The organism is Streptomyces sp. CC53 (assembly GCF_001865245.1).
GTDB lineage: Bacteria > Actinomycetota > Actinomycetes > Streptomycetales > Streptomycetaceae > Streptomyces.
This window is the reverse complement of record NZ_MKXB01000164.1, coordinates 18,545-23,369: the sequence shown is the minus strand read 5'-3', so window position 1 is coordinate 23,369 and position 4,825 is coordinate 18,545. Positions and strand designations below refer to the sequence as shown.

Annotated in this window: 3 protein-coding genes; all 3 read right to left on the bottom strand. The window is 73.6% G+C overall.

Going from position 1 to position 4,825, the window contains the following annotated elements; all coding sequences use genetic code 11:
• On the bottom strand, window positions 1-2,423 hold a 2,423-nt coding region (locus tag BJP40_RS33145), incomplete at its 3' end, for an SDR family NAD(P)-dependent oxidoreductase (protein WP_226962367.1).
• Complete coding sequence (locus BJP40_RS19890; RefSeq protein WP_071281524.1) at window positions 2,420-3,541, bottom strand: DNA alkylation repair protein; 1,122 nt, start codon at window positions 3,539-3,541, stop codon at window positions 2,420-2,422. The genes BJP40_RS19890 and BJP40_RS33145, both read right to left, overlap by 4 nt.
• Window positions 3,534-4,825 (bottom strand): acyltransferase domain-containing protein (locus BJP40_RS34965; protein ID WP_193097121.1); only part of this gene is annotated, 1,292 nt, incomplete at its 5' end. The genes BJP40_RS19890 and BJP40_RS34965, both read right to left, overlap by 8 nt.

Genomic DNA, 4,825 nt, shown 5'->3' with positions numbered 1-4,825 from the left:
CTGGTGTGCTCGAAGAAGACCATCGGGTCCACGTCGAGTCCGTCGGCGGCCAGCGAGGCGGCCAGTTCGACGGCCATCATCGAGTCGAGGCCCAGCTCCAGCAGGTCGTCCTCGGCGGACACCGTGTCGACGTGCAGGACCTTCCTGAGCGCGAGAGTGAGCGACGGCCGGAGGCCGGCGTCGGGCGTGACAGCAGTCATGGGTGCGTCCTTCGCTTTCGCGGCGGAGAGTACGTAGTGGGCGGGCGGGCGGCCCAGGGCCGTGCGGAGCAGGGCGATGCCGTCGTCCTCGCCGAGGGCGGCGATACCGTGCGCGGCGGCCTTGGGGGCGACGGCCTCGCCCATGCCGACCGTCCACAGCCCCCAGCCGAGGCTGTACCAGGGCAGGCCCTCGGCCCGCCGTCGGGCGGCGAAGCCGTCGAGGTAGCCGTTGGCGGCGGCGTAGGCGCTCTGGCCGAGGTTGGCCCGGACGGCGGCGATGGAGGAGAACAGGGCGACGAATCCGGGGTGTTCGCCGCCCGACACGAGGTCGGCGAGGACGTGCACGCCGCCGACCTTGGGGCCGAGGACGGCGTCGACCTTGTCCGGTGCCAGGGTGCGGGCGAGCCCGTCGCGGAGCACGCCCGCGGCGTGGAACACCCCGTCGAAGGGGCCGGACAGCACCTCGCCGAGGGAGCGCACGTCCGCGGCGACGACGTCGACGGCGCAGCGCTCGGCGAGCCGGTCGAGGCGCTCTTTGACCTCGCCCCGGTCCGGGACGGTCCGCCCGACCAGGGTCAGCCGGGCGCAGCCCTCGTCCGCGAGGAACTCCGCCACGCGCAGGCCGATGCCGCCCATGCCCCCGGTGATGAGGAAGCGGCCGCCCCGGTAGCGCACCCCGCGGTCCTGGGCGGGGGGCGACGGGAGAAGGCAGGGCTCGTACCAGGCGCCTTCCCGGAAGGCGAGTTCCGGACCGTCCAGGCGCAGGGCCTCGCGGAGGACGGCCCCGTCGCCCTGCGGTCCGGCGGCCCGGTCCGGGCCGGAGCCGAGGTCGACCAGCCGGACCCGGGTGCGGGGGTGCTCGACGCGCAGGGTGCGGCCGAGACCCCACAGCGCCGTCATGAAGGGGTCGGCGGACTCGCCCGCGGTGACCTCGTGGGCGGTGCCGGTGACGATCAGCAGGTCGGGCATGGGCGGGCGGGCGGCGAGCCGCCGGACCAGCGCGAAGACGTCCTGGAGCGCCCGGGTGGCGTCCGCGGCGCCGCCCGGTCCGTCCGCCGCCAGGTAGACGACCTCTCGCACCACGGTGCCGTCCGGGAGGGCGTCGAGGCCCCCGTCGGCCAGCTGCCCGGGTGTCAGGTGGAGGACCGGGAGGCCCTCGGTGGCGGGGGGCGCGTGCGCCGCCACGAGGAGGACGGCGCCTTCGGGGGCGTCGGACGCGGCGGCCGGGGCCACCGTGCGCCAGACGAGGCTCTCGATCGTGGGGACCGCCGCCGGGGACTGCGCGGCGACGGCCCGCCGGCCCTCCCCGTCCCCTGCCCCCGCGGACCGGGAGGCCGGGGCGTGTGCGGTGGCGGGTGCGGGGCCGGGCGCCGGCGCGGCGGAAGACACCAGCGCGGGGCCGGTCACGGGCCGGGGGGCGGCAGGTGCGGCGGCGGGGCCTGTCGCCTTGAGGGTGGTGCGGTCCAGTTCCAGGAGCACCTCCCCTTGCTGGTTGCAGACCACGGCCCGGCCGCGTACGACCCCGCCCGGGGTGGCGCCGGTGCCGGCGGGCTCGTCCCGCTCCACGAGGGCGAGCACCGTGCCGGATATCCGCCGGCGGGCCACCAGCCGGCCGACGAACCAGGGCAGGCACGCCCCCGCCGAGCCGTCGTCGAGCATCCCGAGCGCCTGGAAGACGCTGTCCAGCAGTGGCGGCGGGACGAACGGGGGCACCGACCCGCCGTCCGTGCCGTCCTCGGCGCGGAGCAGCAGCAGCATGCGGCCGGGGCCCCGGTGCGCCGCCCGGATCGCCCGGTAGGCGGGGCCGTACGCGATGCCGCTCGCGTCCCGCCACGCGGCCACGTCGGCCAGCGGCACCTGCTGCGTGCAGCCCGACCTGAGCTCGGCCACGTCGACGTAGCGGGGCGGCGGCAGCGGGGCGCCGGAGACCCGGGCCGTGCTGTGTTCGGTCGGCGCGGCGCCGGGGTGGGGCGGCACGGAGCGGACCGCGTGGCGGCCGTCGCCGGCCGGCCCCACCTCGATGTCGAGCCCGGCGCCGGGGACCGTCAGCGGCGCCTTGAACGCGACCTGCTCCAGCGTCCACACCGCATCGGGCCGGGCCGCGTCGCAGGCGGCGAGCAGGGCGTCGACCTGGAGGGCTGCGGGGACGACCGGGACGCCGCCGATCCGGTGGTCGGAGACCAGGGGATCGGCGGACCGGAGGCTGACTCTGCGGCCGCTCATGTGCGGAGGCCGAAGCGCTCGGTGGCCCGCACGAGGCCGTTCACCTGGATGTCGACGGCGTGCTCGCCGGGGTAGTACTTGCGGGTCTGGACCTCCCGGATGGGGTGGGACTTCTCCAGCGTCCGCTTCTCGCCCGGGCCGAGTTCGAGCGTCGTCAGCTTGAAGACCTTCGGGATGCTGCGCCCGTTCTTCCGTACGTGGTGCACCACGTAGTCGACCGCGATGCTGTGCGGCCGGTCGTCGGTGTTCTCGATGTCGAAGGTGATGACGACGGTGTCGCCGACGGTCACCTGGTCCGGGGCGATCCGCAGCCGGGGCACGAGCACGTGCTCCCCGCCGGTGGCCCCGAGGAGGGCCAGGGCCTGCTGGTCGCCCTTCTTCACGAGCGTGCGCAGACCGTGCTTGACGACCCACCGGGTCTCGGGGGTGGGGCTCTCCTCCAGCCACCGCAGCGCGGTGTCGAGGGCGACCTGGGGGTGGTCCTTGGAGATGTCGTTGAGGTTGTTGGCGACGGACTTCCGCACGTACTCGGAGGGGTCGCTGCGCAGCGGTTCGAGGATCTCCAGGACGGGCTGCGGGTCCTTGACGAAGACGGTGAGCGTGCGATGCCACGGAAGCCGGGAGCGGATGCCCTCGGTGGCGAGCCGCCGCACGTTGTGGCTGGGGCTCACCGCCCACCGGGCGACCCGGTCCATCGTCAGCGCGTAGTGCTGTTCGAGGTAGGGGCGGATGGCGTACTCGCCGGTGTGCCGCTTGGTGATCTCCTCGATCGCGTCCAGGGACAGCTCGGGGTGGTCGAGGCCGTACTCCTCGACGAAGCGGGCGACCGGCATGAGGAACCAGCTGCTGTTGAACATGCCCTCGCCCTCGGCGAGTTCGTCCTCAAGGATGGCCAGGAGAACCGGCACGGCGGCCGTGTAGTCCTCGGGCAGGCGCGTCCGCAGCCCTTCCGCGAGCACCAGGACGCGGTCCTTCAACTCCAGTCCGGGGATGCGCTTCTCGACTTCGTCCGCATACCCGTCCACGTCGAAGTCGGGGTGGACGGCGGCGATCTTGCCACCGATCAGGCGGGCCGCCTCACCGTTGAAGTGACGCTTCAGTCCGTACTCGCTAGCCATGATGCTGGTGCCTCTCGTTCCTGTCGTACGTGTGTTGCCTGTCCTGCTGGTCCCGCCCGCTGCCGGGGGTGGGCGGGGGCGGGGAGACCCAGTACCGCTGCCGGTGGAAGGGGTAGGTGGGCAGGGTCGTCGTGCGGTGCCCCTTGCCGGCATGGAGCCCGGCCCAGTCCACCGTCCCCGACGCCGTGTTCGCGTAGGCGGCGAGAGCGGCGTACACCTCGGCCTGATCGACACGATCACGCCGCAAGGTCGTCAGCCACACCGGCTCACCCCCCTGCCACGACGCCCGCGCCAACGACGTCAGCTGCGGCTGCGCACCGATCTCCCACACCACACCCGCACCCACCCCGCCCAGCAACCCCACCGCCTCCGAGAACCGCACCGGTTCCCGGATCCCCCGCGCCCAGAGCCCCGCATCCCCCACCGACTCCGCTGAATGCCATCCACCCGTCACCGACGACACGAACCCGATTCGCGGCGCCGACCACTCCACTGCCGCCGCCACCTCGGCGAACGGCCCCACCGCACCTTCCATCAACCTCGAATGAAACGCATGACTCACCACCAGCGGCTGCGTCCGCAGACCGGACTCCGCACGGAACCGCGCCACCGCGTCCGCCGGACCCGACACCGTCACCACCCTCGGCGAGTTGAACGCCGCCACCTCCACACCGGGGAAACGGTCAAGCACACCCAGGACCGCCTCCACGTCCCCGTGCACCGCCGCCATCGCACCCTCACCCGGCTGCGACTCCATCAACCCACCACGCACCACCGCCAACCGCAGCAGATCCTCAAGACCCACCACACCCGCAGCCCACCCAGCCGTCAACTCCCCCAGACTGTGACCCACCACCGCATCCGCACGCACCCCCACCGACTCCAGCCACCGCACCAACCCCACCTGCACCGCCACGATCCCCACCTGAGCGAACCGGGTCGAGTCGAGCAGCTGCGCCGACGCGCCGAACAGCAAATCCAGCAGCGGCACATCGAGATGACCGGAAACCGACTCCGCACACTCGTCCAACGCCGCCCGGAACACGGGCTCGGTCCGGTACAGCCCTCGCCCCATGCCCGCGTACTGCGAACCCTGACCCGTGAACATGAAGACCACCGGTGCCGGGCCCCGGCCACCCCTGCGCACGACCGGGGAAGCCCCCGACGCCACGTCCCGCAACGCGACCGCGAGCTCACCCGCGTCACCACCGGAGACGACCGCACCGAAGCGGTGCCCGGCCCGGCCGGTGTTGGCCGTGTACGCGAAGTCGCCCACTTGGTCGC

Coding starts and splice junctions, on each gene's coding strand:
- BJP40_RS19890 (WP_071281524.1), bottom strand. CDS start 3,541: ATGGCTAGCGAGTACGGACTGAAGCGTCACTTCAACGGTGAGGCGGCC.